The following is a 22,732-nucleotide window of genomic DNA, read 5'->3' on the forward strand; positions in this document are numbered from 1 at the left end:
CTCAATCCGATATTTTATTAACCGCCGGCAACCAAGCCGGCGGTTTTTTCTTCTTACAGGCACCGCCACACGGCCAACATTCAGTAGCCTCCGATATCCAACAGCAAAAATCCCCCGGATCAACCAATCCGGGGGATTTTTGCGTCTGTAATGGCCTTATCCGTTCCGGCTCACGCGCGTGAATCCGGCGCAGGGCACGATCTCCACACCGCGCTTTTCCAGTTCGTCGAGCAACAGATTCATCCCCAAGGAATCGCTGGCCATGTGACCGGCGATGACCACATTGATGTGGTTCTTCTCCGCTTCCTTGCGGTGCTTTTCGCCCATGTGCATGCCGACAATGGTGCCGACGCCGGCCTGGACCAGTTTGGCGTAGGCGTCTTCCGAGCCGGAGGTGCCGCCGGTCATGTCGACCATCACTTTGCCGCAGCGACCTTCTTTGCGGCCCGCAAAAAGGGTCGGACCCGATCCGGCCCGTGCGGCCTCCTTGTATTCGGGGATCTCTTTGAGCAGATTGAGGATATCACCGACGGTAGCAGGCTTCTTCTCGTCGATCCGCTTTTCCAAAAAAGTCTGCACCTGGTTGTCAGCCGGCGTATGGACGCACATCATGGACAAACCCATGAGGCGGGCGGCGTCAACGGCGCGGTTGTGGTTCAAGGGGGCGAGGCCGCGCTTGACTTCGCTGATCCGGCTGGCCATGATCCCCTCGGCCACATTGATCGGCACGCCCACTTTGGCCAGCAAGTCTTCCTGCATATGCATCACATCGTGCAGAGCCGACAAGGCCTTGCCTTCCGGGTGGTGAGCGATAATCAGGTCGATGGCACGACCTTTCTCGCCAAGCCGGTCAGCCAACAACACCTCACCGACTTCCATGTCAATGCCGACGAGCACCCGTTTGACCTCTCGATCGGGCTCGCCCACGAGGAGCCGCGTGTCACTGTAGGGGTTGGTCAACGATTCCTGATCGTAGTTTTCCTTCTCTTCATCCTTCAGTTCGGCAAACTGCTTTTTCCGCTGGTTCAGTTGACGGTCCACATCCGCCCGTCCCCGTGGATCGGCGTCGATCCCTTTGGCGACAAAAAGTTCGTAAATCTCGCGGGCTTTCATATCCTCAACCTCCTGTATCCGTTTCCTCTATCCATTTCATGCACCTGTACCCGTTTCTATTTCCTCGATCCGTCGCTGATCCCCTTTAGCCTTTGGGCCGGGAGAGAATCTTTTTCACCTCTGCCAGGGGTTTCGTGTTCAAGATGTCCTCCCGCTCCAACCCGGCCCGCCGCGCGTTGGCGACGCCGAAAGCCATTTCGCTCAACCGGGCGCGGTCATGGGCGTCTGTATTGATGGCGATCATGACGCCTCGCTCTTTGGCCAGACGGGCATGGGGGGCTGAGAGATCGAGCCGGTCGGGCGAAGAGTTGATCTCAAGGATGGTCCCCGTCTTGGCGGCCAGGTCGAGCAACCAGTCGATGTCTACATCATAAGGTTCCCGCGTGCCGATCAACCGGCCGGTCGGGTGGCCGATGATGTCCACATGGGGATTTTTCAAGGCCGTTTCGAGACGGCTATGAACCTTCTGACGTTCCTGACGCAAACCTGTGTGCACGGAGGCGATGACCACATCCATCTCTCTCAATATGTCATCGGCGTAATCAAGACGTCCGTCGCCGAGGATATCCATCTCAATCCCCGAAAAGACGGTAAAATCCTTCTCCCGCGCAGCCAGTTGGCGGATCGCCCGCTGCTGTTCCCGCAGTTTCGTCTCCGAAAGCCCACGGGCGACCGTCAAGGACTGAGAATGGTCGGTGATGGCCATATAGGCGTAGCCTCGATCCCTTCCGGCCCCTATCATTTCCTCCAGCGACGATACACCGTCACTCCAATTGGTGTGGATATGAAAATCACCCAGGATGTCGTTCATTTCTACCAACTGGGGAAGGGTTCCCCCTTCCGCCTGGGAGACCTCCTGTCCTGATTCCCGCAATTCCGGCGGAATCCAGGGGAGTCGGAGACCTTCATAAAAGGCTTCCTCCGCTTCCTGGGAGGAGATAAACCGGCGCCAGTCGCCATCATCCCTTCGGGGAGCGTCCCATTGTTGACAGATCAGTTCTCCTCCCGACTCGTCGGTCACGGCTTTGGCCGGCAAGGCGCCCCGGCTTCGCAAGGCTGACCAGTGCTGGGCCGTTCCTGTCGTTTCCACCCAGCGGGCGATGAAATCGGACTCAGGGGTGATCTCGACGCGGACCGGCAGGCCAAAGGCGAAGGCGAAGCGAACAAATCCAGGGCCTTCAACCAGCACTTTCGCCGCTGAGGGATGTTTTTTCACGAGGGCCAGGAGCGCCTCCGGTTCGTGAGAAGCGACGAGCAGGTGGATCTCCTCTACGACCTCCTGGCTGCGACGCAGGTCGCCGGTGATTTCGGCGCGACTCACCTCGGGGAGGTTTTGCAAAAAGCGGAGAAGTTCCTCCGCCAGCGGCTTGGCCACGCCAAGACCGAACTTCCCCGAACGCCGTCGCAGCATCTCGGCGCCGCGAATGACCGCGAGCTCTGTCTTGGCGGCGATGCCCGGCAACAGGCGCAACCGGTGTTTGCGGGCGCCCTCCTCCAGTTCATCCAGCGTCGTATAGCCTTCGGCAAAAAAGGTCCGCACTGCCCGTAGGCCGATGCCAGGCAGTTGCAGCATGTCAAGCACACCAGGCGGGACCTTCTCCCGCAGTCGCTGCAGTTGGCGGCTCTCGCCGGCTTGCAGCAGTTCGTCGATCTCGCTGCAGAGCCCCTTGCCGATGCCGTCGATCTTTGCCAACTGTCCACGGGCGGACAGGACAGAGACAGGAGTTTCCAGCCCTTCGATAACCCGGGCGCCCTTGCGGATGGCTCTCACCTTGAAGGGGTTCTCTCCCAGGATCTCCAGCAGGTTGGCCATCTCGACCAGCGCCCAGGCGATTTCCTGGTTGTGCACGGCTTTCCCTCCTTCCGGCTATTGTGCCCAAGGGGCAAGGAAAAAAGCGCCGGAACCCGGCGCTCACCTTTGCGATGGTTCTCATTTGGGGGAACTGGAATCCTCAAGGAGTTTGATCAGATCGTCATAGTCCTCCTGAAGTTTGGCCAAGTCATGGGCGAAGTGCAAGGCCGCCATCACGGCCACCTTGGAGACGGAAAGGTGGGGGCCCTTGCTGGCGATCTCCTGCATCCGTTCGTCGACAGTGGCGGCCAGTTGCCTCATCTGTTGCGGCGTCAAGGGACTCCGGATCGTATAGGGTTCACCGTAGATGTGTACGGTCGTTTTGTGGACTTCTTCTGGCACAGGTAGTTCCCCCTCGACAACGACAGCGCTCGATGAATCCGCCAAAGCCATTCTTCGACGAATCCACTACCGATATGACTTAACTCTGCAAAGAATCTCTTTCTAGGCGAGGAATTGATTCCCTCTTCGCTGCCGCTGTCGAAAAAACCTTCTTCAATTACCGTCCAAGAGGCGCTTTATTTACCGGAACCGGGCGCCAAGGCGTTCGGCAAGGGCGGCTTTGATGGCCTCGTGGCGGTTGTTGACCTCTTCGTCGGTGAGGGTGCGATCGGGCGCCTGGTAGCGGAGGGTGTACGCCAGGCTACGGTACCCCTGGGCGATCTGATTGCCCTGGTAGACATCGAAGAGGCGCCACCGCTCCAGGATATCGCCACCCATCTCAGCGATCACCGCTTCCACTTGGCCGGCCAGGATATCGAGGGGCAGCACCATGGCCATATCGCGATCGGTGGAAGGATAACGGGGCAGCGGCGTATACTCCCCTTTGGCCCGGGCGAGCAGGATCAACGCCGACAAGTCAAGTTCCATGACAACGGGTCGCGCCGACAGGTCATAGGCCTCACGCGCATCGGGATGGACCTCGCCGAGGACGCCCAGGTCGATCTCCACGCCCTCCCGCTCCACGGTGAGCCGCGCCGACCGTCCGGGATGCAGGTAGGGAACCGCCCGTTCCGGACGCCAGGTCACATTGTCGATCTTCAGGGCTGCCAGCAGTTTTACGACGACGCCCTTGAGATAATAAAAATCGAGGGTCTGAGGTTTGCCGCTCCAGTGGATCGACTCGTCGCCCATCACGAGCGCCGAAACCTTCCAGGGTTCGGCGGGCAGTTCCTTTAACGGCAGCGCCCGCGGCGAGAAGGTGCCGCCGACCTCGAAGATGGCCAGATCGGCGATCCGGCGGCTGGCGTTGCGGGCAGCCACTTCCAACAGGCCCGGCAAGATGGATGGACGGAGAACGCCCTGTTCTTCACTGAGCGGGTTTTGCACCGGCACGACCTGACGCATCGGGTCTTCGGCGGACAAACCGAGCCGGTCCAGATGGCGCGGGTTGATGAAGGAGAAGGTGACCACTTCGCGCAATCCGGCGCCGACTAGCGTATCGGCGATGCGTTCGCGCACCGTCTGGGGCCAGGTGCGTTGACCGACGGTGGTGTCGCCTTTCGGCAGTGTCGTCGGGATGCGATCATAGCCGTAGAGGCGAGCCACCTCCTCCGCCAAGTCATGTTCCCCTTGCATGTCCGGACGGTAGGTGGGCGCTTCCACAATGCCGGAAGGCATCTCTCCCTCCCCGGCGTGCTCAGCCCAACTGACAGGGAACCGCAGCCGCCGGAAGATGGCGTCCATCTCAGCGCCCGTCAACTGGGTGCCCAGGAGGGCATTGATCCGGTCAACAGAAAAGGGGATCGGAAGAGGGGCCACCTGCCGCAGGTAGTTGTCCACATGGCCGGGGACCACATCGGCCACGTTCAATTCGGCCACCAGCTGGGCGGCGCGGTTCATGGCCAAGGTGACCGTGTCGATGTTGACACCCTTCTCAAAGCGCTGGGACGCCTCGGAGCGCAAGCCCAATTGCCGGGCGGTGCGACGGATATTGGCGGGGTGAAAATGGGCCGCTTCCAGCAGAACCGTGGTCGTGCCGGCGGAAATTTCGCTGTTCAGCCCGCCCATGACACCGGCCAGGCCGACGGCTTTCTCCGGATCGGCGATGACCAGATTTTCGGCGTTCAATTCCCGCTCCTGCCCATCGAGGGTGACCAGTTTCTCACCGGTCCGGGCGCGACGGACGATGATATGGCCCTCGTTGATCCTGTCGTAGTCGAAGGCGTGCAGGGGATGGCCCAGTTCGAGCATGACATAGTTGGTGATGTCGACGATGTTGTTGATGGGGCGCATGCCGGCCGCCTGCAGCCGTCGCTGCATCCAGGCCGGTGACAGACCGGGGCGCAGGTTGGTGAAGAGCCGGGCGGCGTAACGGCCGCAGAGGTCGCCGTCTTCAATGGTGACCTTTACCCGCTCTTCGGCGCGTCCCGCTGCTTTTTCTACGACCGCCACCTCGGGCAGGCGCAGTTCGGCGCCGGTGATGGCCGCCACCTCGCGGGCCACATTGACGACTGCCAGGCAGTCGGCCCGGTTGGGCGTCAGCTCCAGTTCCAGCACGGGATCATCGAGGCCGAGGGCGGTCGCCGCCGGTTGGCCTGTCACCGTGTCGTCGCCGAGGATCAGGATGCCTTCCCGGTCTTCCGGAGCGATCGTCTTCTCCTCCAGGCCCAGTTCTTCGGCAGCGCAGAGCATCCCCGACGATGGGACGCCCCGCAACACCGACTCGTTGATGTGGACGCCATTGGGGAGATGGGCGCCCGGCAGGGCAACAGGGACTTTTTGTCCCACACGGACATTCTGGGCGCCTGTTACGATGGTGCGTACACCGTCGCCGGTGTCGACCCTGCAGATCCAAAGGCGGTCTGCCTCGGGGTGTTTCGTCATTTCGGCGATTTTTCCGACGACGACCTTATCGAGCCCCTTGTCCCGGCGCAGCACATTTTCTACGGCGATGCCGGAGCGGGTCATCTTCTCGCCCAGTTCGGCGGCTTCCAGGCCGGCGGTGACATAGTCGCTGAGCCAGTCTATCGATACGCGCATTTGTTTTCCACCTCGTTTGGTTTCTTCCTAGAACTGCGACAGGAACCGCATGTCGTTCTCATACAAGAGGCGCATGTCGTCGATGCCGTACTTGAGCATGGCGATGCGTTCGACGCCCATGCCGAAGGCGAAGCCGGTGACGTCTTGGGATGTGTAGCCGCCGTATTCGAGCACCCGGGGGTGAACCATGCCGGAACCGAGGATCTCCAGCCAGCCCGAGCCTTTGCAGACGCGGCAGCCGCTGCCGCCGCAGATGACGCAGGAGATGTCCACTTCGGCGCTCGGTTCGGTGAAGGGGAAGAAGGACGGGCGCAGTCGGATCTCCCGGTCGGGGCCGAACATCTGGCGGGCAAAGGTGAGCAAGGTTCCACGCAGGTCGCCGAAGGTGATTCCCTTATCGACGACAAGCCCCTCGACCTGATGGAACATGGGCGAGTGGGTGGCGTCGTCATCACGGCGGAAGACGCGGCCCGGGCAGATCACTTTCACGGGCAGTTGGGGACGGATGCGCTCCATGGCGCGGACCTGCACCGGCGATGTATGGGTGCGCAGCAGGATATCGGGGGTGATATAGAAGGAATCCTGCATGTCCCGGGCCGGATGGTCCGGAGGCAGGTTGAGGGCTTCAAAGTTGTAGTAGTCCAGTTCCACTTCCGGGCCCTCGGCGATCTCGTAGCCCATGCCGAGAAAAATCTGCTTGATCTCGTCGATGACCAGTGTGAGGGGGTGTTTGCCGCCGAGGGGCAGCACCCGGCCGGGCAGGGTGATATCGATGGACTCACTGGACAGGCGGGCCTGCTTTTCTTTTTCCTTCAGTTCCCGGCCCTTCTCTTCCAGCTTAAACTCCAGTTCAGCCCGCACCTCGTTGACAAGGGCGCCCATCAGCGGACGCTCTTCGGCGGGCAGGGCGCCAAGGCCGCGCAAGATGCCTGTCAGCGCTCCCTTTTTGCCGAGAATGCGAACGCGCCAATCCTGAAGCGCCTCCATCGTTTCGACGCTGCACAGCGATTCCGCCGCCTCGCGCCGGATCTGATCCAGTTGTTCACGCATTGTTAGACCTCCCGATTTTCCCAATTCGCCAAGAAAATAAAAAAACTCCCGATCCCCAAGGGGACGGAAGTCATTTCCGCGGTACCACCCCGCTAGGTTGCCCAAAAGAGCAACCCACTCGGCCGACTGATTCGTCGTTCCCCGGTAACGGAGGGAAACCGTCTAGACCTACCCACCCAGGAAGGCGGCCTTGCATCAGGGTGCTCTTTGCTCCCCCGAGTGTGGCCTGTCTTCCAGGCTTCAGCCCGAAGCTCCCGGGCGAATTTCCTCCCCTCCGCTTCGACGTCGCTTCCAGTCCATGACGATCGTCTCCCTGGCAAGCGGTATGAGGAGTACTTCTCCCGATCAATGCCCTATCCTTTAATTATTGCACCAGTAACCGCCGGTAGATCATATACGCTGCAACGGAACCCGTCATTTCAAAGATACGCCAGAAAAAGTCAGCGGGAAACACCGACGACCACAACCTTTCTGCGTTCCAGGGTCCACCAGCTAGGGAAATTATATCATAGCCCCTTTTTCGAAGCAACTGAGCGATGGCGGGCCGCTTCGAAAAGGAGCACGGCCGATGCGACGGCAGCGTTAAGCGATTCGACCGGCGGCGCCAGGGGGATGCGCACCAGCAGCCCCGCCCGCTCCCGCCAAATCGGCTGGGGGCCGTGGGCCTCGCTGCCGATGACAATGGCAAGCCCTTCCTTCATCCAAGGGGCTTCATAATAGGGGACGCCGTCACGGGCATCGGCGACAGCCAGGGCAATCTCCCGTTCCCGCATGGCGGAAGCGAGCCCTTCGGCCGAGGGGGCCGTCGCCACAGGCAGGCGAAACAGCGCCCCCATGGTCGCCCGGATCACCTTGGGACTGTACGGATCAACAACACCCGGCGTGAGCAGGACGCCGGTCACACCGGCCGCCTCGGCTGTCCGGACGATCGTGCCCAGGTTGCCCGGATCCTGCACACCGTCAACGATCAGCAAAAAGGGCGCCGGAACATCGAGTAGGGCTTCCCAGTCAGCCGGCGTCAGTGAAGCGGCGGCGACAATCCCCTGGCTCTGCTCCGTCTCGGTGATCGTGGCGAGGGCGCGCTCGTCCACCTCTAAGCAGTCGACGCCAGCAGCAGCCAGGCCTTCAAGCAATGAGCGCCCCCGCGGCAGGGACGACACCCGCGCCGTATATAGGCAGTAGGCCAGCGAGACCGCCGAGGCGACCGCCTCTTCGACAAGGCGTACCCCTTCGATCAGGTATTTGCCGGTAAGGCCCCGCTCCTTCTTTCGGGAGAGGGAGCGGGCCTCTTTCACATATTGGTTGTCTGGAGAGGTGATCATCAAACGGCGTCCCCCTCAAAGCGGTTTAGATCATCATTGGAACCGACGGCGACAAGTATGTCACCCTTTTCGATCATCGTATCAGCGCCGGGTGAAGCCAGCACCTCGTCGCCCTTGCGGACAGCGATGACGGTGATGCCGTAGCGGGCGCGCAGATCAGCCGCACCGATGGTCTGTCCGACAAAACGATCGGGACAACGAATTTCAACAAGCGAGTGAACAGGCGAGAGCTCCAAATAATCCATCACCGTGGAGGTGACAAGGGCGTGGGCCACTCGGACGCCCATATCCCGCTCCGGGTAGACAACCCGGTCGGCGCCTACCTTGGTTAACACCTTGCCGTGCAGGTCGTTCTGAGCTTTTGCCACCACATGGCGGACGCCCATGTCTTTGAGAATGACGGTCACCAGGATGTTCGCTTGCACATCGGAACCGATGGCGACGATGACTGTATCGAAGTTGCGGATGCCGAGCTTTTTCAGCACTTCTTCGTCTTTGGCGTCAGCCTGCACCGCATGGGTGACGAAATCGGCGATCTCGTTGATCCGTTCTTCCGAACTGTCAATGGCCAGCACCTCATAACCCATGCGAAAGAGGGTTTTGGCCACACTTGTGCCGAATCGCCCCAAACCGATGACGGCGAAGAGCTTTTCCGTTTTCACTTTGGCCATATCTGAATCCCTACCCCACCATAATTTTTTCTTCCGGATAACGCAGCTTCGCCAAAACATTGCCGCTCAGGGCGATAGCGAGTGTCAACGGCCCCACCCGGCCGGCAAACATCGTCAGGGCAATAAGGACACGACCAAAGTCGCTCAAGTGGGAGGTCACACCCATCGTGAGCCCAACTGTGCCAAAAGCCGAAGTCGCTTCAAAGAGCAAGGCCAGAAAATCAGCATCTTCTGTGATCGTCAGCAGCATGGTGACGGTGATCACAAGCAGGACTGCCATGACGGTAATCCCGATGGCCTTGTAGATGGTGTCTGGCGGGATGCGCCGCTCGTAAAAACCCACATCGATCTTCCCCTGGCGCATGCTCCAGACTGCGGCCAACAGGGCCGCCAAAGTTGTCGTCTTAATGCCGCCGCCGGTAGAGCCTGGAGAGGCGCCGATAAACATGAGGATGACCATCAGAAACTGGGTCGCCGGTTTGAGATCGGCGATGCTCACTGTGTTGTAACCAGCCGTCCGCGGCGTCACGCTCTGAAAATAGGCAGCCAGCAGCTTGCCGTCCCATCCCAGTACCCCCAGGGTCTTGGGATTGTTGAACTCAAGAAAAAAAATCGCCACAGCGCCGACAATGATCAGGGCGATCGTCATAGTCCAGACCAGTTTGGTATGGAGGCTGAAACGCCGTATTTCCCGGTAGCGGAAGGTCTCGGCGATAACGGTGAAACCCAGTCCGCCAAAGATGATCAACGACGAGATGGTCAGGTTGACGATCGGATCGTCCACATAGCCGGTGATGCCGCGAAAACCGCCGAAGAGATCAAAACCGGCGTTGCAAAAGGCGGAGATGGAGTGGAAAAAGCCGTAATAGAGCCCTTTCCCTAGGCCCATCTGCGGAATAAATCGCAACGACAAGACGACGCCGCCGATCCCTTCAATGAGAAAGGTGGTCAGCAAGACATGGCGGGCGAGGCGGACAACCCCCTGGACAGAGAGGCTGTTCAAGGCTTCCTGCATGAGCAAGCGTTCCTTCAGGTTGATCCGCTTGCCCATCAGGAGGTAGATCAGGGTGGCCATGGTCATAAAGCCCAACCCGCCCACCTGGATCAGGGTGATGATGATCAACTGGCCCACAAGGGAGAAGTTGTCATGGGTATCGACGACGACAAGGCCGGTCACGCAGACAGCCGATGTGGCCGTAAACAATGCGTCCAAGAAACGCGTCCCCAGACCGCTCCGTGACGCCATCGGGGTGCTGAGCAGGAATCCCCCGATCAGGATAATCAAAGCGAAACCGGCCACAAGCACCCGGGCCGGCGACAGCCCGTAATTGGGCCGCTTCCCCTGCACGTAGGGGGCAAAAATGGGTCTGGGCGGTTCATACCTGTGCATAGAGGAACAGTCCATCCTGTCTTTATGTTGGTTCCGTCACCAGGGATCCATGATCTATCGGCTAGTCTCCCCAGAAAAACAGACATGACCCCACGGCCATGTCTGCTTATTCAATCACTCGATTTGATTTTAGGCGTTCACTTTCGCCTTGGCCACATCGACGAGCTTGGCGAAAGCCGCCATGTCGTTGACAGCCAGATCGGCGAGCATCTTGCGGTTGACAGCGACGCCGGCTTTTTTCAGGCCGTTCATCATGGTGCTGTAAGAGATGCCGTTCATCCGGGCAGCAGCATTGATCCGGGTGATCCAGATCTTGCGGAAGTCGCCCTTCTTCTTCTTGCGGTGGGCATAAGCGTAGGACAGCGCCTTCATGACCGCCTGGTGGGCGGTGCGGAAGAGCTTGGAATGAGCGTTGCGGTAGCCGCGAGCGAGTTTAAGAATTTTTTTATGTCGTTTACGGGACATGGGACCCGTCTTGACACGAGCCATACAAAGACCTCCTGTGCTGCCTGAGGCGTATTTTCAATAGAGAAAGAGACCGGCTGGCCGGCTTAGAGATAAGGAAGCAGTTCCTTCAGCTTCGGCGTGTCTTCCTTGGCGACGACAGAGGTGCCGCGGAGCTGGCGCTTGCGCTTGGCCGACTTCTTCTCCAGGATGTGACGGGTGAAGGCGTTTTTGGCTTTGAATTTGCCGGAGGCGGTTTTCTTGAACCGTTTGGCCGCCCCGCGGTGCGTTTTCATTTTAGGCATGTCGTTCAACTCCTCAATGCGAGTAAAGGGGCGATTATTCGGCGGCGTCTCCGGTGGCCGGGGTTGCCGCTTTCTCAGCCGTTTTGGCATCCCGAGGCTTCTCGGCGCGAGGTTCCCGCTGGGTCTCGGCTTTCGGCGCCAGGATCATGATCATGTTGCGGCCTTCCACCTTGGCGTCGCGTTCCACATTGGAAATGGGTCGACAGACCTCAGCCAATCGGACACACAACTGCCGGCCCAACTCGGGGTGGGTGATCTCCCGTCCACGGAACATGATCGTGACCTTGACCTTGTCGCCGTCCTCCAAAAAGCGGATGGCGTTGCGGGCCTTCGTGTCAAAATCGTGGTCCTCAATGTTCGGGCGCAGTTTAACCTCTTTGATACTGACAATTTTCTGTTTTTTGCGAGCTTCCCGTTCCCGTTTGCTCTGCTCAAACTTATACTTGCCGTAATCCATGATCCGGCATACGGGAGGTTTGGCCGTCGGCGCCACCTCCACCAGATCGAGGTTGCTCTCCTGGGCGACGCGCAGGGCGTCGCGGATATTGAGAATACCCAACTGTTCCCCTTCGTTGCCCACCAAGCGAACTTCGCGGACGCGGATCTCCTCGTTGATGCGCAGGTCCTTGCTGATAAATGTTCACCCCCTGATTTCTTCCAAACGAAACAAACAAAAAATGCGGGGTCTTCCACCCGCATGCTTCTCCCATTGCACGACGCAACCGGTTCGGCGAAGGCCGTTCCTGAGCTGCGCGGCTCTGACGGATAAACCCAGCTGCACTCTTTCGCGCCTGGGTGAGAAGCGGATGGCTTCTGCTTGTTTGTCGTTCCGCTGGTAACTATAGCATATGGCGCAGAGACATGTCAAGAGAATTGGCACATCCTTTCTTTCGCCCGCTTACATTGGATATAAATGGCATATTGGAGGGAGTCCCATGACGCATCCCTTCTCTCCGGCTTTCACTAAACTCCTGCACAATGAGGACGGGCAAGGGCTTGTCGAATATGGCTTGATCCTGGCGCTGGTCGTCATTGTTTGTATCGCGATGTTGCGAAGTATGGGGGGATCTCTGACGAACAAGTTTACAGAAATCAACAACGCCATCAATTAATTCACTTTAGCAGCCAATTACATGCTTTTGGGGGTAGCGAAAGCTCAAAGCGCGCATGTAACTATTTTCCAACTATTTGTGTAGTGTGTATTATAAAAAGACAAAAGGAGGGACTGTCGTGAGAGAGTGGATCACCAACAATATGCAGCTTCTGATTGATGACGAAGACGGGCAAGGGCTTGTTGAATACGGTCTAATCCTAGCACTCGTCGTCATCGTCTGCATCGCCTTACTAAGAGGAATAGGAACCTCAATGACCAACAAGCTGAATCAAGTCAACAACGCGCTTTCCTAATAGGCACCGAATCAACATTCCCACGCCAACAGTTTCTTCTAAACTACAAATCGACCCTACTCCCGTAGGGTCTTCCTTTCTATTCAAAGGTGGTTTGCGCCGATGACCCTTTCCCTGAACGCGCTCCTGCTCTCGGCGCTCATTCTCTCGGCCGGCTACTGTGACCTCCGCTACGGCAAGATTTACAACAAATTGAACCTGGCTTTTTTCTTAACTGCCCTCGCAGCCAACAGCATCCTCCATGGGTTCAGCGGGTTCCTCCATTCGCTGGCCGGCGCAGTCGCCGGGTTGCTCCTGCTGCTCATCCCCTTCTTTCTCGGTTGGGTAGGCGGCGGCGATGTGAAATTCCTCGCCGCCGCCGGCGCCTTCACGGGACCTCTGGCCATCGCCTGGTCGGCGGCCTATGGCATCCTCCTCTTCGGCATCGTCTCCTGCCTGATCATCCTCATCCGCGGCGGCGCCCGCAACTTCTTTTCTTATCTGATCACACTCCTCTTGCTCCGGCAACTGCCGGCAAGCCCCGACGGCGACTATGGGCGTCTACCCTTGGGGCTTTTTCTCGGACTGGGGATCGGCCTGCACTGCGGGCTGGGCCTTTAGGGACGAGGGGAGGAACGGCCCATGCGACGTCTTGAGCGAAAATCCCTGTTCCTTGCCTTGAGTGTAGCCCTGACGCTGACGGGACTGCTGCTCTATGTGACCCAGCAGCAAGCCCGCCAGGATAAACCCGTCATCCCTGTCGTCATCGCCGTAGAAAAGATCCCGGCCCGCTCCGTCATCCAGGCCAAGCAGATCGAGGAAACGCTCGTCCCGGAAAAATACGCCCTCACCGGTCACGCCGCTCAGGCGAGTCAGGTGGTGGGCCAGGTCGCCCGAGAAACGCTCTTCCCAGGCGAGCAGATCCTCACAGGCCGGCTCGTCCAAGGCTCCGACGGGCTCGCGGCGATCATCCCCAACGGGTACCGGGCCATCTCCGTCAAGGTGGAGCCGGTGGCCGCCGTCGGGGGGCTGGTGAAGCGAGGCGATTTTATTGACATCCTCGTCTTTACGGGGCCGCCCTTGGTCCCTTCCCCCTCTGCCAAGACGATCTTCGAGAACGTGGAGATCCTGGAGACCGGTCCAGGCAAAACCCCCGAAGAGATCACTGTCATCACCCTCTGCATGAAGCCGAAGGACGCCGAAACGCTCTTTCTGTACAACAAGACGGGAGAACTGCGGCTGGCCTTGCGAGCGCCAGGCGATACAGGCCCCATCCTGCTTCCCGTCCGTTCGGCGGAACCGGCGCTGTGAGGAGGACCTAAGGACGATGGATAAAATACGCCTCCTGCTTGCCAGTGCCAACTACGAGACAAACGTCTCCCTCCGCGCCCTCCTGGAGCCTTTTCACGAGTACAAGATCATCGGCGACGCTGACAACGGACAAAAAGCGATCGAGATGGCACTCCACTACCTGCCCGACATTGTCGTCCTATCGACCCACTTGCCCGGTATCGATGGCCTGGAGGCGACGCAGCAAATCGTGGGGCAGGCGCCTTATATCGGTGTCATCCTCTTTGGCGCCGGCGATCCCGTGGAATTAATGCGCCGGTCCATGCAGGCGGGCGCCGGCGATTTTCTTGAGTTTCCCGTCACCGGCGCCCGCCTGCGCAAGTCAATCACCAGCCTATTCGAGGTAAAAAAGCGCCAGCGCGCCCACCTGAGCGAAAACCCGCTCGTCGTCCCCCGGCGCCAGCCCCGGGTCATCTCCGTCTTCAGCAGCAAGGGCGGCGTCGGCAAAACGTTGGTGGCAGTCAATCTCGCCGTTTGCCTCCGTGAGTTGACCCGCGGCGATCTGCTTCTCCTCGACCTGGACCTGCAGTTCGGCAATGTGGCCGACATGCTGGGCCTGGAGGCGAAGACGAACATCATCAATCTGTTGGCCGATCGCGGTCAGATCGAGCACACCGAGTTGGACCGCTATCTCGTCGCCCATGAGAGCGGCGTCCGCGTCCTGCCGGCGCCGCCGGAACCGGACCAGGCCGATCTGGTCGGCGAAGAGGATGTGCGGGACCTGCTCTCGCTCTTCACGAAGACCTTCGATTACATCGTCATCGACCTGCCGCCGCTTTTCAACGACGTCGTGTTGACGAGCCTGGAACGAGCCGATCACCTCCTCCTGATCACCACGCTGGAGATACCGACGGTCAAAAACGTCAAAGGGGGGATCGACATCCTGAAGCGGCTCGACTTCCCTCCCGAGAAGCTGCATCTGGTGATCAACCGTCACAACCCGAACCGTGAACTGGGTGTCGATGACGTGCGCCGCTATTTGGGTGTGCGCAACCTCTTCCTCATCGATGACAACCCGGAGCGGGTGATCCAATCGATCAACACGGGTGAGCCGCTGGTCTTGCAATCGCGAGAGGCCCCGGCGGCCCGGCAGATCGCCAAACTGGCCGATCACCTGATCCGCTATGACCGTCCCGGCGAGCTGGATCGCCGCGCTTCCGGCGACGGCAAGCCATCTTTTCTGAGCCGTCTCTTCGGAAAGGGGGCGCCGCAGGATGGCTAACCAGGATGGCCGGAAGGACGGACGAGAGAGCCTTTTTGCCAGCAGCGCCTCTCGGCTGCAAGAATCCCTGCTCGAACGGATGAAACAGCGCAAACCGCCGTCCTCTGAGTCGCCGGAACCGGAGGCTTCCTCCGATACAGCCCTGCTGGGAACGGTGCAAAAGCGGGTGATCAATGAGTTGGAGGTGTCCGCTCTCGGGGGCGTGAGTGACGAAGGGGAACTGAAGCGCCGGATCGAGCCGGTCTTGGAGGTCGTCTGCGCCCGAGAGTTCCCCAACCTGACAAAGTTCCAAAAAAACCAGGTCGTCGCGGCGCTGATCGATGACATCACCGGCCTGGGTCCCTTGCAGCGGCTGATGACCGATGAGACCATCTCCGAGATCATGGTCAACGGGCCCACTCAAGTCTATGTGGAGCGACGGGGTGTGATCGCGCCCGTCAACATCCGATTTCGCGATGACGACCATGTGCTCCAGATCATCGATAAAATCGTGACCCCCATCGGACGGCGCATCGATGAAAGCTCTCCCATGGTCGATGCGCGACTTCCTGACGGTTCCCGCGTCAATGCCGTCATTCCGCCCATCTCCCTGAAGGGGCCGCTGCTGACGATCCGCAAGTTTTCCAAGATTCCCTTGACCATCGCCAACCTGATCCACCTGGGCGCCCTGACCGGTGAGATGGCCAAGTTTCTCGAGGCGGCTGTCATCGCCGAGGCAAATATCATCATCGCCGGGGGTACCGGCAGCGGCAAGACGACCTTTTTGAACGTACTCAGTTCCTTCATCCCCCAAGGTGACCGGATCATCACGATTGAAGACGCGGCGGAACTCCAACTCCACCAGCCCCATGTGCTCTCTCTGGAAGCGCGCCCGGTGAACATCGAAGGGCGCGGGGAAATCTCGATCCGCGATCTGGTCCGCAACAGCCTGCGCATGCGCCCCGACCGGATCGTCATCGGCGAGGTGCGGGGCGCTGAGGCCCTCGACATGCTTCAGGCCATGAACACCGGTCATGACGGCTCCCTGTCAACGATCCACGCCAACTCTTGTCGCGACGCCCTCAGCCGCCTCGAAACGATGATCCTCTTTACAGGCATTGAACTGCCCCTGCGGGCGATCCGCGATCAGATCGCCTCCGCCATCGACATCATCCTCTTCCTGGAGCGGCTCTCCGACGGATCGCGCCGGGTGACAGAGGTGTCCGAGGTGACAGGCACGGAAGGCGATGTGATCGTCACCCAAAAGCTCTTCCACTTCGAAAAAAAGGGGAAGCTGAACGGAAAAATACTGGGCGATTTTCATCACGCCGACATCCGACCCAAGCTCTATGACCGCTTCGCTGCGCTCGGCATCTCCTTCTAGAGGAGGCGGCGGCATGCTCTCCTTGCTCGTGGTCATCCTGACGCCGATCCTGGTCTACGTCTTTTACCAACTCTTCCACTCGATCCTCTACGGGCGCTATGTGCAGCAACGATTCGAGAAAGCCAGCGCAACATCGCCGGAGAAGCCCAAACGGTTTATCTGGCGCCCGCCTCCGCTCGCCAAAAGCCTGATCAATCGCATCGAAAAAATGCTGTCCGAGGCCTCACTGCCCGTCGATCCCCTTCGCTTTCTTCGCCAATCCGCCTCCGCCTGCCTGATCGCCGCTCTCCTGGCATGGGCCCTGACGGGACAGATCTGGACCGGCGTCCTCTCCCTCACCGGCAGCCCCCTGATCATCCGTTGGTGGCTCACCCGGGCCAAAGGGCAACGGGTGCGCCACCTGACCAACCAGTTGCCAGACGTGCTCGACACCATCTCCGGCAGCCTCCGCGCCGGCTACAGCCTGATGCAGGCGATGAGCATGCTTGCCGCCGAAGGCGCCCCGCCGACGTCGGAAGAGTTTTATCTGATCCTGGAAGACATCCGCATGGGCAAGAGTTACGAAGACGCCTTCGGGCGCTTTGCCGAGCGCAACCCCACCGAAGAGATTCAAGCGATCGTCACCGCCACCCTGATCAGCCGTGAGACAGGGGGCAACCTTTCGAACGTGCTCGACACGGTGGCGCAAACGCTCCGGGAAAAGGAGCAACTGCGCCGGGAGGTCAACAGCCTGACCGCGCAAGGTCGCCTGTCCGGTCTGATCCTGTTTCTGCTTCCCTTTGCCATGGCCCTGTTCATTCAACTCATCAATCCAGACTACCTGACACCGCTCTATACGACCACACTGGGCCAGGCGCTCGTCGTCGGCGGCTTGTTGGGGCAGCTTGTAGGCGCCCTGGTCATCCGCCGGATCATCATGATTGACTGGTGATTTCCATGGGTCTTGATGACAGCGGATTGCTCCTCTTTTTTGGCGGCCTCCTGGCCACCTTCTACACCTTTTTCCACCGTCGCTTCCTGCAGGATGCCATCCGTCGCCAACTGCTCCAGAGGGCGTCGGCGTCGCGAAGGGTGAAGCAGAAGACTCCCCTTCTCTCCGACCTTCTTCTGCAATCCCTCAAAAAGAGGCTCCTCGGCCTCGCTCCCCGCTCTTGGCTGGAACGCTTTGAGCGGATGCTGCGACGTGCCGGTTACCGGTGGGGAACAGGCGACGTGATCTTCCTCAAGGGCCTGCTGACCCTCGTCGGCTTCTCCCTCGCCTTGCTGCTGGCGCCGGACAGTTGGCGCCTGGCGCTGCGAGGCGCCGTGGCTGTCCTGGCCGCCGCCGCCGCCTTTATGCTGCCCGACTTCTTCCTGATCCGCCAGGCGCAGTTGCGACAGCGCCAGATCCGCCAGTCGCTGCCATCCTTTATCGACAACCTGATCACCTGTGTCGAGGCGGGACTGGGCCTCGACCTGGCGCTCAATCGCGTCGTCCAATTGATGGGCGGTCCCTTGTCTGACGAGGTTTCCGGCGCCCTCACAGAGATCCGCTACGGGAAAGCGCGGCGCGACGCCTTTCGCAGCCTGTCGGAACGAGTCAACCTGCCAGAGTTGAGCGCTTTTTTGACAGCTCTCGTCAACGGCGAGCAACTGGGCATGAGCATAGGCGCTATCCTGCGCGTCCAGGGGCAACAGATCCGGGAGCGGCGCAAGCTGCAGATCCGCGAGGAAGCCTACAAGATCCCCGTCAAACTGCTCTTTCCCCTCGTCCTGTTCATCTTTCCCGTCCTGTTTCTCGTCCTCTTGGGACCCGCCGCCATCAAAGTTTCTGAGTCCATGTTCCGTTAGGGAGGCGATCCTATGACCCTGAATCCGGAGTGGTTTCTCTATCTGGGCGCGGTCCCCGTTGTTTTGATCTTCTCCTACTTTCTTTTCCGCTTCTGGTCGAGCCGCAAATACCGGTTAGCCGCAGGAAAGGTTCAGCCAGAGGCATCGATCCTCTTGGTCACGAAAAACAGCGAGAACCTGACCGATCATGTCCTCCAGCGCCTTCTGCAGGCAAAGGACCGGTTCAAAAGCGTCACCGTCATCGACCTGGGTTCGATCGACAAGACCGTCGAAAAAGCCCAAGAACGGCTGGCAGATGTACAGGGGAAGGAAATCATCCCTTTGCTCAATCGCCTGTCCTTGGAAAGCCCCTTCAACCGGATCAAGCCTCGGCTGGACGATGATGTGGTGCTTGTCGTCAACGTGGCCCGTCTCGCCGAGCGAAACCCCAACGTCTATGTGCCCGACCTGTTTCTTCCACTGGAGGATATCTTGACCAAGAACCTCCCGGCCCCCGACAACCGGATCGACGGTGTCAACCTGCTCTACCTGGACCGAATGGAACGGGAAAAGAACCGCCATGTCCTGAACGAGTACATTACGGTCACCCTCTCCAATATCCGGATGCGCCTGGAGGCCTTCGCCGAAAAAGGCAAGCTGGCGCCGGAGCGTATGGAGGCGCATCTACAGGAGATGCAGGCGTACCTGGATCGTTCCATCACTCACCTGCAGCAGCTCACCCTGCTTTTGGGACCGGCCGATCTGGCCGGCGAGAGCGTAGAAGGGCGGTTGCTGTCCCTCTTTGACGGTTTCAGTCGCGATTATCAGGTTTCGATCAATTTCGATGTTTCTGGTTCTGCCGTAAATCCGCCGGAACCGATCGCCTTGCTCGTTGTGTCCATCTGCCAGGAGTTGCTCTATACCTTGTTTCAATCCAACCTCTCTTCCGCCATCCAGGTGCAGGCTCACTTCCGGCGCAAGGAACTGCAACTGCTCTTCCGCTTTCTCGCCCCCAGGGAAAAAGCGGAACGGTGGTTCCAGCCCGATCAGGGGCTTCCCTACCATGTTCTCCACTCCATTCAGAACCGTCTGGCTCTGATCGGAGGAAAGCTTCGGCTGCACGTGAAAGGATCGGAAAAAGTGTCCATCTATGTCCGATTGCCCATCGACCAACTGAAGCGACAGCCTTCACCGGCAGGCTGACCGATGGCGCGCTTCCGGCTCTTTGCCGACCGGCGCGGGCAGGCGCTTGTCGAGTTTGCCCTGATCCTGCCTCTCTTTCTCATGCTCCTTTTCGGTGTCATCGAATTCGGGCGGATCCTCTGGCACCACAGCCACCTCGATCAGGCGGCGCGGGAGACGCTGCGGCTGGTGTCGATCGGCGCCGACCGGGCAATGGTCAAGGGACGCCTGATCCAATTGACAGTCCCCTTGGCCGGGAACTGCAGCGCCAGCGAAGGCAGCGGCGCCGACGATCTGGGAAACAGCTGCACACGGATCGTGCTCACGCCCGCAGCTGGCCACCCGCTCACCGCGACGATCACACCGCCCTACTCGAGCAACCTGAAAAACGGCGACAGTCTCCGCGTGGCTCTTCGCTACCGCATGGATCTGATCACCCCCCTCTCCTCCCTGTTCGGTCCAACACGGGAACTGCAGGCGATCTATGTCACCTTGGTCGAAACTCCGCCGCAACCCTAGCGGTGGGGTTTTTTTACTGGTCATCGGTCGATTCCGTCACCCCAATTATTTCCAGCGAATAGACTTCAAATAGCCGGGGGATCTCCGGCCTGGAAAATCATGGATATGGAGTTGGTGCTCGTGCCTAGTGAGACTGGAACGGTCGCCGCTACGCGGGAGGTCTGGTTTGACGGACGACTTGTGCCTTTGGAGCGCAGAGACATCTGGGGGTTGGTCGACAACTCGCCGATTCAACACATTGTCATCACGCCGGCGCAACGGCGCGACGGTCATTTTCCGTTAAAAACGGTTCTCATCACAGAAATCAAAGAACCGGAAGATCTCAAGGGTTTACCGGAAGGGGATATCGTCCTCTCCACCGCCCCCTCGCTGCTGAAGGCGGCGCGGGAACAGGGACTGCGCACCTGCATCGCCTTTTTCATCGAAGGCGGGCAACAGGACCTGGAGGAAGCGAGCCGCCTCGCTGCGGGCCATGACTACGCCGTGGTGGACTTTGATCTGCCCACCAACATCCCCCTTGAACTGATCATCGCCCGTTTGCAAAAGAGCAACACAGTGCTGCTCAAAGCGGAGAGGACCGTGGAAGCGATGGAGGTCGCTTTCGGCGTCCTGGAGCAGGGAAGTGACGGTGTCCTGCTCTCCACAGCCAATCTGGAGGAAATCGTCCGGCTCAAGAATTTCCTGGCTCGCCAGGGCGCCGAGCGACTCGAATTGCATCCCTTCACTGTGCGGGAAGTCCGCCATATCGGAATGGGGTTGCGCTCCTGTGTGGACACGACCGGCATCATGGGCCGCGATGAAGGGATGATCATCGGCTCGACCTCCTCAGGAGGCATCTTCGTCTGCTCAGAGACGCACTACCTGCCCTATATGAACCTACGGCCTTTCCGGGTCAACGCCGGCGCCGTCCACTCCTATATCTGGCGCCCCGGCAACGCCACCGACTATCTGACCGATCTGCGCGCCGGAACGCCGGTCCTTTGTGTCAACACCAAAGGTGAGACGCGAGCCCTCAGCGTCGGGCGGGTGAAGACAGAGGTGCGGCCGCTGCTCCTGATCCAGGGCGTAGCCAACGATGTCGAACTGAACGTCATCGTCCAGGATGACTGGCACATCCGTGTGATGGGCGCCGACGGGGAGCCGCGCAACGCCACGACCATTCAAGCGGGCGACCAGCTGCTGGCCTATGTCTGTACGCCGGGACGGCATGTGGGCATCAAAGTGGACGAAAAGATCATCGAAAGCTAGGAGGCAGCGACAGCCATGACAGGAAAAGCGATTCGCCTGAACCGGCTCTTCGCGCCCTCCGGACAGTTGCTCGCCGTCCCGCTCGATCACGGCGTCACCCTGGGGCCCCTTGAAGGGCTGACAGAGATACACAACCTGGTCAAAGCCGTCACTGCCGGCGGCGCTGACGCCGTCATCGTTCACAAGGGATTGGCCCGGCAGATCGCCGGCGTGCTCTCTTCGGGACAGTGCGACCTGATCGTCCACCTATCGGCTTCGACGGCCCTCTCGCCGGAGCCCAACCACAAGGAAGTGGTCTCTTCGGTGGAGCATGCCGTCCGCCTCGGCGCGACCGCCGTCTCCGTCCACGTCAACCTGGGCGCCGCCACCGAAAACAAGATGCTCGAAGACCTGGGCCGGGTGGCCGACGCCTGCGAACTCTGGGGCATGCCCCTGTTGGCCATGATGTATGTCCGCGACGGCAAGCCGGCGAGCGAGTACGATCCGGTGAAGGTGGCCCATGCCGCCCGTGTGGCCGAGGAACTGGGAGCTGACATCGTCAAGGTCAACTATACGGGATCACCGGAGAGCTTCATGACCGTCACCGGCGGCATTCGCATCCCTGTCCTCATCGCCGGCGGTCCAAAGACAGCGAGCACCGGCGAACTGCTCACCATGATTTACGAGGCCCAACAGGCCGGCAGCCTCGGTGTGGCCATCGGGCGGAACATTTTCCAGCATGCCCACCCGCTCCAACTGACCGCCGCCATCCGGCGCATCCTCGACGGGAAAACAGAGGCCTCGCAACTGGCAAAACTGGCATCCTCCGTCGACGACCAGCACTGATAGACCGGGAGGAATGAACTGTGACCCAACAGAAGCCCCCTTCCCAGCCGGCCGGTCGCCCCCGGGCGGGGTTCACCGTCACCTTTCCGGCGAATGGGACGACGCTGCCCGGTTCGCCTGCGCCGCCATCGCCTGTCGAGGAACCGGTCGAACTTCGCAAAATCGTTGCCCTCCATGACGCCGGCATTGACGGTGACAAGGCGGCTGTCCTGCAAGCCCATCGGCTGCTCAGTGAACTGCGCAAGACAAAAGCGACACCGCTGGTGGAGGCTTACTACGGCAGCGTCGTCGCTCTCGTCGGCCGGGACGCCGTCGATCCGTCAGAACGATTCGCCAAGGCGCTGGAAGGCCTGAAGTCGCTCGACAAGGTTGTCAAGAGCCATCCGGATCTGGTTCAGGCGCGCATCCTCCGCGGCCAGGTCTGTTTCCGCCTGCCGGAGCAGTTCTTCCACCGCAGCCGGACCGCCATCGAAGACTTTCACTATCTCATCTCCCGCTATGAACAAGACAATCGCCTGTTTTCAGCCGATTTTTACTGGCGCATCCTCTTTCAACTCGGTGTGGCCTACAAAAACATCCACCTCATCCACGAGGCCAAGGCGGCCTGGGCGAAGCTGCTCACCCTGGCCAAAGACCCCCAATACCGCACCCTCGTCGAACAGGAAGGGTTTGTTCCCCAATTCGGTTAAACCGGGAGGT

The 22,732-nt window shown here is 59.9% G+C and carries 24 protein-coding genes; 13 read left to right on the plus strand and 11 right to left on the minus strand.

Going from position 1 to position 22,732, the window contains the following annotated elements:
• Nucleotides 1–156: 156 nt before the first annotated feature.
• The 11 genes from GTO89_RS05315 to infC all read right to left on the minus strand — a co-directional run bounded on the left by GTO89_RS05315 (nt 157) and on the right by infC (nt 11,763).
• Nucleotides 157–1,113, minus strand: a complete 957-nt coding sequence (locus GTO89_RS05315) for a Nif3-like dinuclear metal center hexameric protein (protein WP_161261044.1) — start codon at nt 1,111–1,113, stop codon at nt 157–159.
• 85 nt (nt 1,114–1,198) lie between these two features.
• Nucleotides 1,199–2,962: a DNA polymerase/3'-5' exonuclease PolX gene (gene polX / locus GTO89_RS05320; RefSeq protein WP_161261045.1), complete on the minus strand. Its 1,764-nt coding sequence runs from the start codon at nt 2,960–2,962 to the stop codon at nt 1,199–1,201.
• 81 nt (nt 2,963–3,043) lie between these two features.
• Nucleotides 3,044–3,307 carry a cell division protein ZapA gene (locus GTO89_RS05325; RefSeq protein ID WP_328793866.1) on the minus strand — a complete coding sequence of 88 codons (264 nt, stop codon included), beginning with the start codon at nt 3,305–3,307 and terminating at the stop codon, nt 3,044–3,046.
• 180 nt (nt 3,308–3,487) lie between these two features.
• Complete coding sequence (pheT, locus tag GTO89_RS05330) at nt 3,488–5,947, minus strand: phenylalanine--tRNA ligase subunit beta (RefSeq protein WP_161261046.1); 2,460 nt, start codon at nt 5,945–5,947, stop codon at nt 3,488–3,490.
• Nucleotides 5,948–5,974: 27 nt separating this feature from the next.
• On the minus strand, nt 5,975–6,997 hold the full coding sequence (gene pheS / locus GTO89_RS05335; RefSeq protein ID WP_161261047.1) for a phenylalanine--tRNA ligase subunit alpha: 1,023 nt from the start codon (nt 6,995–6,997) through the stop codon (nt 5,975–5,977).
• Between the two features lie 506 nt (nt 6,998–7,503).
• Nucleotides 7,504–8,319, minus strand: a complete 816-nt coding sequence (locus tag GTO89_RS05340) for a TrmH family RNA methyltransferase (protein WP_161261048.1) — start codon at nt 8,317–8,319, stop codon at nt 7,504–7,506.
• Complete coding sequence (locus GTO89_RS05345; RefSeq protein ID WP_161261049.1) at nt 8,319–8,990, minus strand: potassium channel family protein; 672 nt, start codon at nt 8,988–8,990, stop codon at nt 8,319–8,321. Before GTO89_RS05345 ends, GTO89_RS05340 begins: the two co-directional genes overlap by 1 nt.
• Nucleotides 8,991–9,000: 10 nt before the next feature.
• Nucleotides 9,001–10,380, minus strand: coding sequence for a TrkH family potassium uptake protein (locus GTO89_RS05350; RefSeq protein ID WP_161261050.1), 1,380 nt, complete (start codon nt 10,378–10,380; stop codon nt 9,001–9,003).
• 129 nt (nt 10,381–10,509) lie between these two features.
• Nucleotides 10,510–10,869, minus strand: a complete 360-nt coding sequence (rplT, locus tag GTO89_RS05355) for a 50S ribosomal protein L20 (RefSeq protein ID WP_161261051.1) — start codon at nt 10,867–10,869, stop codon at nt 10,510–10,512.
• A gap of 62 nt (nt 10,870–10,931) precedes the next feature.
• Nucleotides 10,932–11,129, minus strand: a complete 198-nt coding sequence (gene rpmI, locus GTO89_RS05360; RefSeq protein WP_161259377.1) for a 50S ribosomal protein L35 — start codon at nt 11,127–11,129, stop codon at nt 10,932–10,934.
• A gap of 34 nt (nt 11,130–11,163) precedes the next feature.
• Nucleotides 11,164–11,763 (minus strand): translation initiation factor IF-3, encoded by a 600-nt coding sequence (gene infC, locus GTO89_RS05365; RefSeq protein ID WP_161261285.1) that lies wholly within the window; start codon nt 11,761–11,763, stop codon nt 11,164–11,166.
• Nucleotides 11,764–12,064: 301 nt separating this feature from the next.
• Between infC and GTO89_RS05370 the strand changes: the two genes are divergently transcribed.
• The 13 genes from GTO89_RS05370 to GTO89_RS05430 all read left to right on the plus strand — a co-directional run bounded on the left by GTO89_RS05370 (nt 12,065) and on the right by GTO89_RS05430 (nt 22,722).
• Nucleotides 12,065–12,241, plus strand: a complete 177-nt coding sequence (locus tag GTO89_RS05370; RefSeq protein WP_161261052.1) for a Flp family type IVb pilin — start codon at nt 12,065–12,067, stop codon at nt 12,239–12,241.
• Nucleotides 12,242–12,359: 118 nt separating this feature from the next.
• Nucleotides 12,360–12,536 (plus strand): Flp family type IVb pilin, encoded by a 177-nt coding sequence (locus GTO89_RS05375; RefSeq protein ID WP_328793867.1) that lies wholly within the window; start codon nt 12,360–12,362, stop codon nt 12,534–12,536.
• Nucleotides 12,537–12,638: 102 nt separating this feature from the next.
• Nucleotides 12,639–13,136: an A24 family peptidase gene (locus tag GTO89_RS05380; protein WP_161261053.1), complete on the plus strand. Its 498-nt coding sequence runs from the start codon at nt 12,639–12,641 to the stop codon at nt 13,134–13,136.
• A 21-nt stretch (nt 13,137–13,157) separates the two neighbouring features.
• A complete protein-coding gene (cpaB, locus tag GTO89_RS05385; protein ID WP_161261054.1) occupies nt 13,158–13,826 on the plus strand; it encodes a Flp pilus assembly protein CpaB in 669 nt (222 codons plus the stop codon).
• 16 nt (nt 13,827–13,842) lie between these two features.
• Nucleotides 13,843–15,087 (plus strand): AAA family ATPase, encoded by a 1,245-nt coding sequence (locus GTO89_RS05390; RefSeq protein ID WP_161261055.1) that lies wholly within the window; start codon nt 13,843–13,845, stop codon nt 15,085–15,087.
• Between the two features lie 79 nt (nt 15,088–15,166).
• Nucleotides 15,167–16,450 carry a CpaF family protein gene (locus tag GTO89_RS05395; protein ID WP_161261287.1) on the plus strand — a complete coding sequence of 428 codons (1,284 nt, stop codon included), beginning with the start codon at nt 15,167–15,169 and terminating at the stop codon, nt 16,448–16,450.
• Between the two features lie 13 nt (nt 16,451–16,463).
• The gene (locus GTO89_RS05400; RefSeq protein ID WP_161261056.1) at nt 16,464–17,381 is read left to right on the plus strand and encodes a type II secretion system F family protein; all 918 of its coding nucleotides are present in this window, start codon (nt 16,464–16,466) and stop codon (nt 17,379–17,381) included.
• 5 nt (nt 17,382–17,386) lie between these two features.
• Complete coding sequence (locus tag GTO89_RS05405) at nt 17,387–18,280, plus strand: type II secretion system F family protein (protein ID WP_161261057.1); 894 nt, start codon at nt 17,387–17,389, stop codon at nt 18,278–18,280.
• Nucleotides 18,281–18,292: 12 nt separating this feature from the next.
• A complete protein-coding gene (locus tag GTO89_RS05410; protein WP_161261058.1) occupies nt 18,293–19,462 on the plus strand; it encodes a sensor histidine kinase in 1,170 nt (389 codons plus the stop codon).
• 3 nt (nt 19,463–19,465) lie between these two features.
• The gene (locus GTO89_RS05415; protein ID WP_161261059.1) at nt 19,466–19,960 is read left to right on the plus strand and encodes a TadE/TadG family type IV pilus assembly protein; all 495 of its coding nucleotides are present in this window, start codon (nt 19,466–19,468) and stop codon (nt 19,958–19,960) included.
• Between the two features lie 120 nt (nt 19,961–20,080).
• Nucleotides 20,081–21,208 carry a 3-dehydroquinate synthase II gene (locus GTO89_RS05420; protein WP_328793868.1) on the plus strand — a complete coding sequence of 376 codons (1,128 nt, stop codon included), beginning with the start codon at nt 20,081–20,083 and terminating at the stop codon, nt 21,206–21,208.
• 15 nt (nt 21,209–21,223) lie between these two features.
• Nucleotides 21,224–22,033 carry a 2-amino-3,7-dideoxy-D-threo-hept-6-ulosonate synthase gene (locus GTO89_RS05425; protein WP_161261060.1) on the plus strand — a complete coding sequence of 270 codons (810 nt, stop codon included), beginning with the start codon at nt 21,224–21,226 and terminating at the stop codon, nt 22,031–22,033.
• Nucleotides 22,034–22,053: 20 nt separating this feature from the next.
• Complete coding sequence (locus tag GTO89_RS05430) at nt 22,054–22,722, plus strand: tetratricopeptide repeat protein (protein WP_161261061.1); 669 nt, start codon at nt 22,054–22,056, stop codon at nt 22,720–22,722.
• The last annotated feature ends 10 nt before the right edge of the window (nt 22,723–22,732 follow it).

The sequence above is a fragment of the Heliomicrobium gestii genome (genome assembly GCF_009877435.1).
Lineage (GTDB): Bacteria > Bacillota > Desulfitobacteriia > Heliobacteriales > Heliobacteriaceae > Heliomicrobium > Heliomicrobium gestii.

Coding starts and splice junctions, on each gene's coding strand:
- GTO89_RS05395 (WP_161261287.1), top strand. CDS start 15,167: ATGAAACAGCGCAAACCGCCGTCCTCTGAGTCGCCGGAACCGGAGGCT.
- GTO89_RS05425 (WP_161261060.1), top strand. CDS start 21,224: ATGACAGGAAAAGCGATTCGCCTGAACCGGCTCTTCGCGCCCTCCGGA.
- GTO89_RS05380 (WP_161261053.1), top strand. CDS start 12,639: ATGACCCTTTCCCTGAACGCGCTCCTGCTCTCGGCGCTCATTCTCTCG.
- GTO89_RS05410 (WP_161261058.1), top strand. CDS start 18,293: ATGACCCTGAATCCGGAGTGGTTTCTCTATCTGGGCGCGGTCCCCGTT.
- GTO89_RS05405 (WP_161261057.1), top strand. CDS start 17,387: ATGGGTCTTGATGACAGCGGATTGCTCCTCTTTTTTGGCGGCCTCCTG.
- GTO89_RS05400 (WP_161261056.1), top strand. CDS start 16,464: ATGCTCTCCTTGCTCGTGGTCATCCTGACGCCGATCCTGGTCTACGTC.
- pheS (WP_161261047.1), bottom strand. CDS start 6,997: ATGCGTGAACAACTGGATCAGATCCGGCGCGAGGCGGCGGAATCGCTG.
- GTO89_RS05415 (WP_161261059.1), top strand. CDS start 19,466: ATGGCGCGCTTCCGGCTCTTTGCCGACCGGCGCGGGCAGGCGCTTGTC.
- GTO89_RS05315 (WP_161261044.1), bottom strand. CDS start 1,113: ATGAAAGCCCGCGAGATTTACGAACTTTTTGTCGCCAAAGGGATCGAC.
- cpaB (WP_161261054.1), top strand. CDS start 13,158: ATGCGACGTCTTGAGCGAAAATCCCTGTTCCTTGCCTTGAGTGTAGCC.
- GTO89_RS05370 (WP_161261052.1), top strand. CDS start 12,065: ATGACGCATCCCTTCTCTCCGGCTTTCACTAAACTCCTGCACAATGAG.
- GTO89_RS05340 (WP_161261048.1), bottom strand. CDS start 8,319: ATGATCACCTCTCCAGACAACCAATATGTGAAAGAGGCCCGCTCCCTC.
- pheT (WP_161261046.1), bottom strand. CDS start 5,947: ATGCGCGTATCGATAGACTGGCTCAGCGACTATGTCACCGCCGGCCTG.
- GTO89_RS05390 (WP_161261055.1), top strand. CDS start 13,843: ATGGATAAAATACGCCTCCTGCTTGCCAGTGCCAACTACGAGACAAAC.
- rpmI (WP_161259377.1), bottom strand. CDS start 11,129: ATGCCTAAAATGAAAACGCACCGCGGGGCGGCCAAACGGTTCAAGAAA.
- rplT (WP_161261051.1), bottom strand. CDS start 10,869: ATGGCTCGTGTCAAGACGGGTCCCATGTCCCGTAAACGACATAAAAAA.
- GTO89_RS05345 (WP_161261049.1), bottom strand. CDS start 8,990: ATGGCCAAAGTGAAAACGGAAAAGCTCTTCGCCGTCATCGGTTTGGGG.
- GTO89_RS05350 (WP_161261050.1), bottom strand. CDS start 10,380: ATGCACAGGTATGAACCGCCCAGACCCATTTTTGCCCCCTACGTGCAG.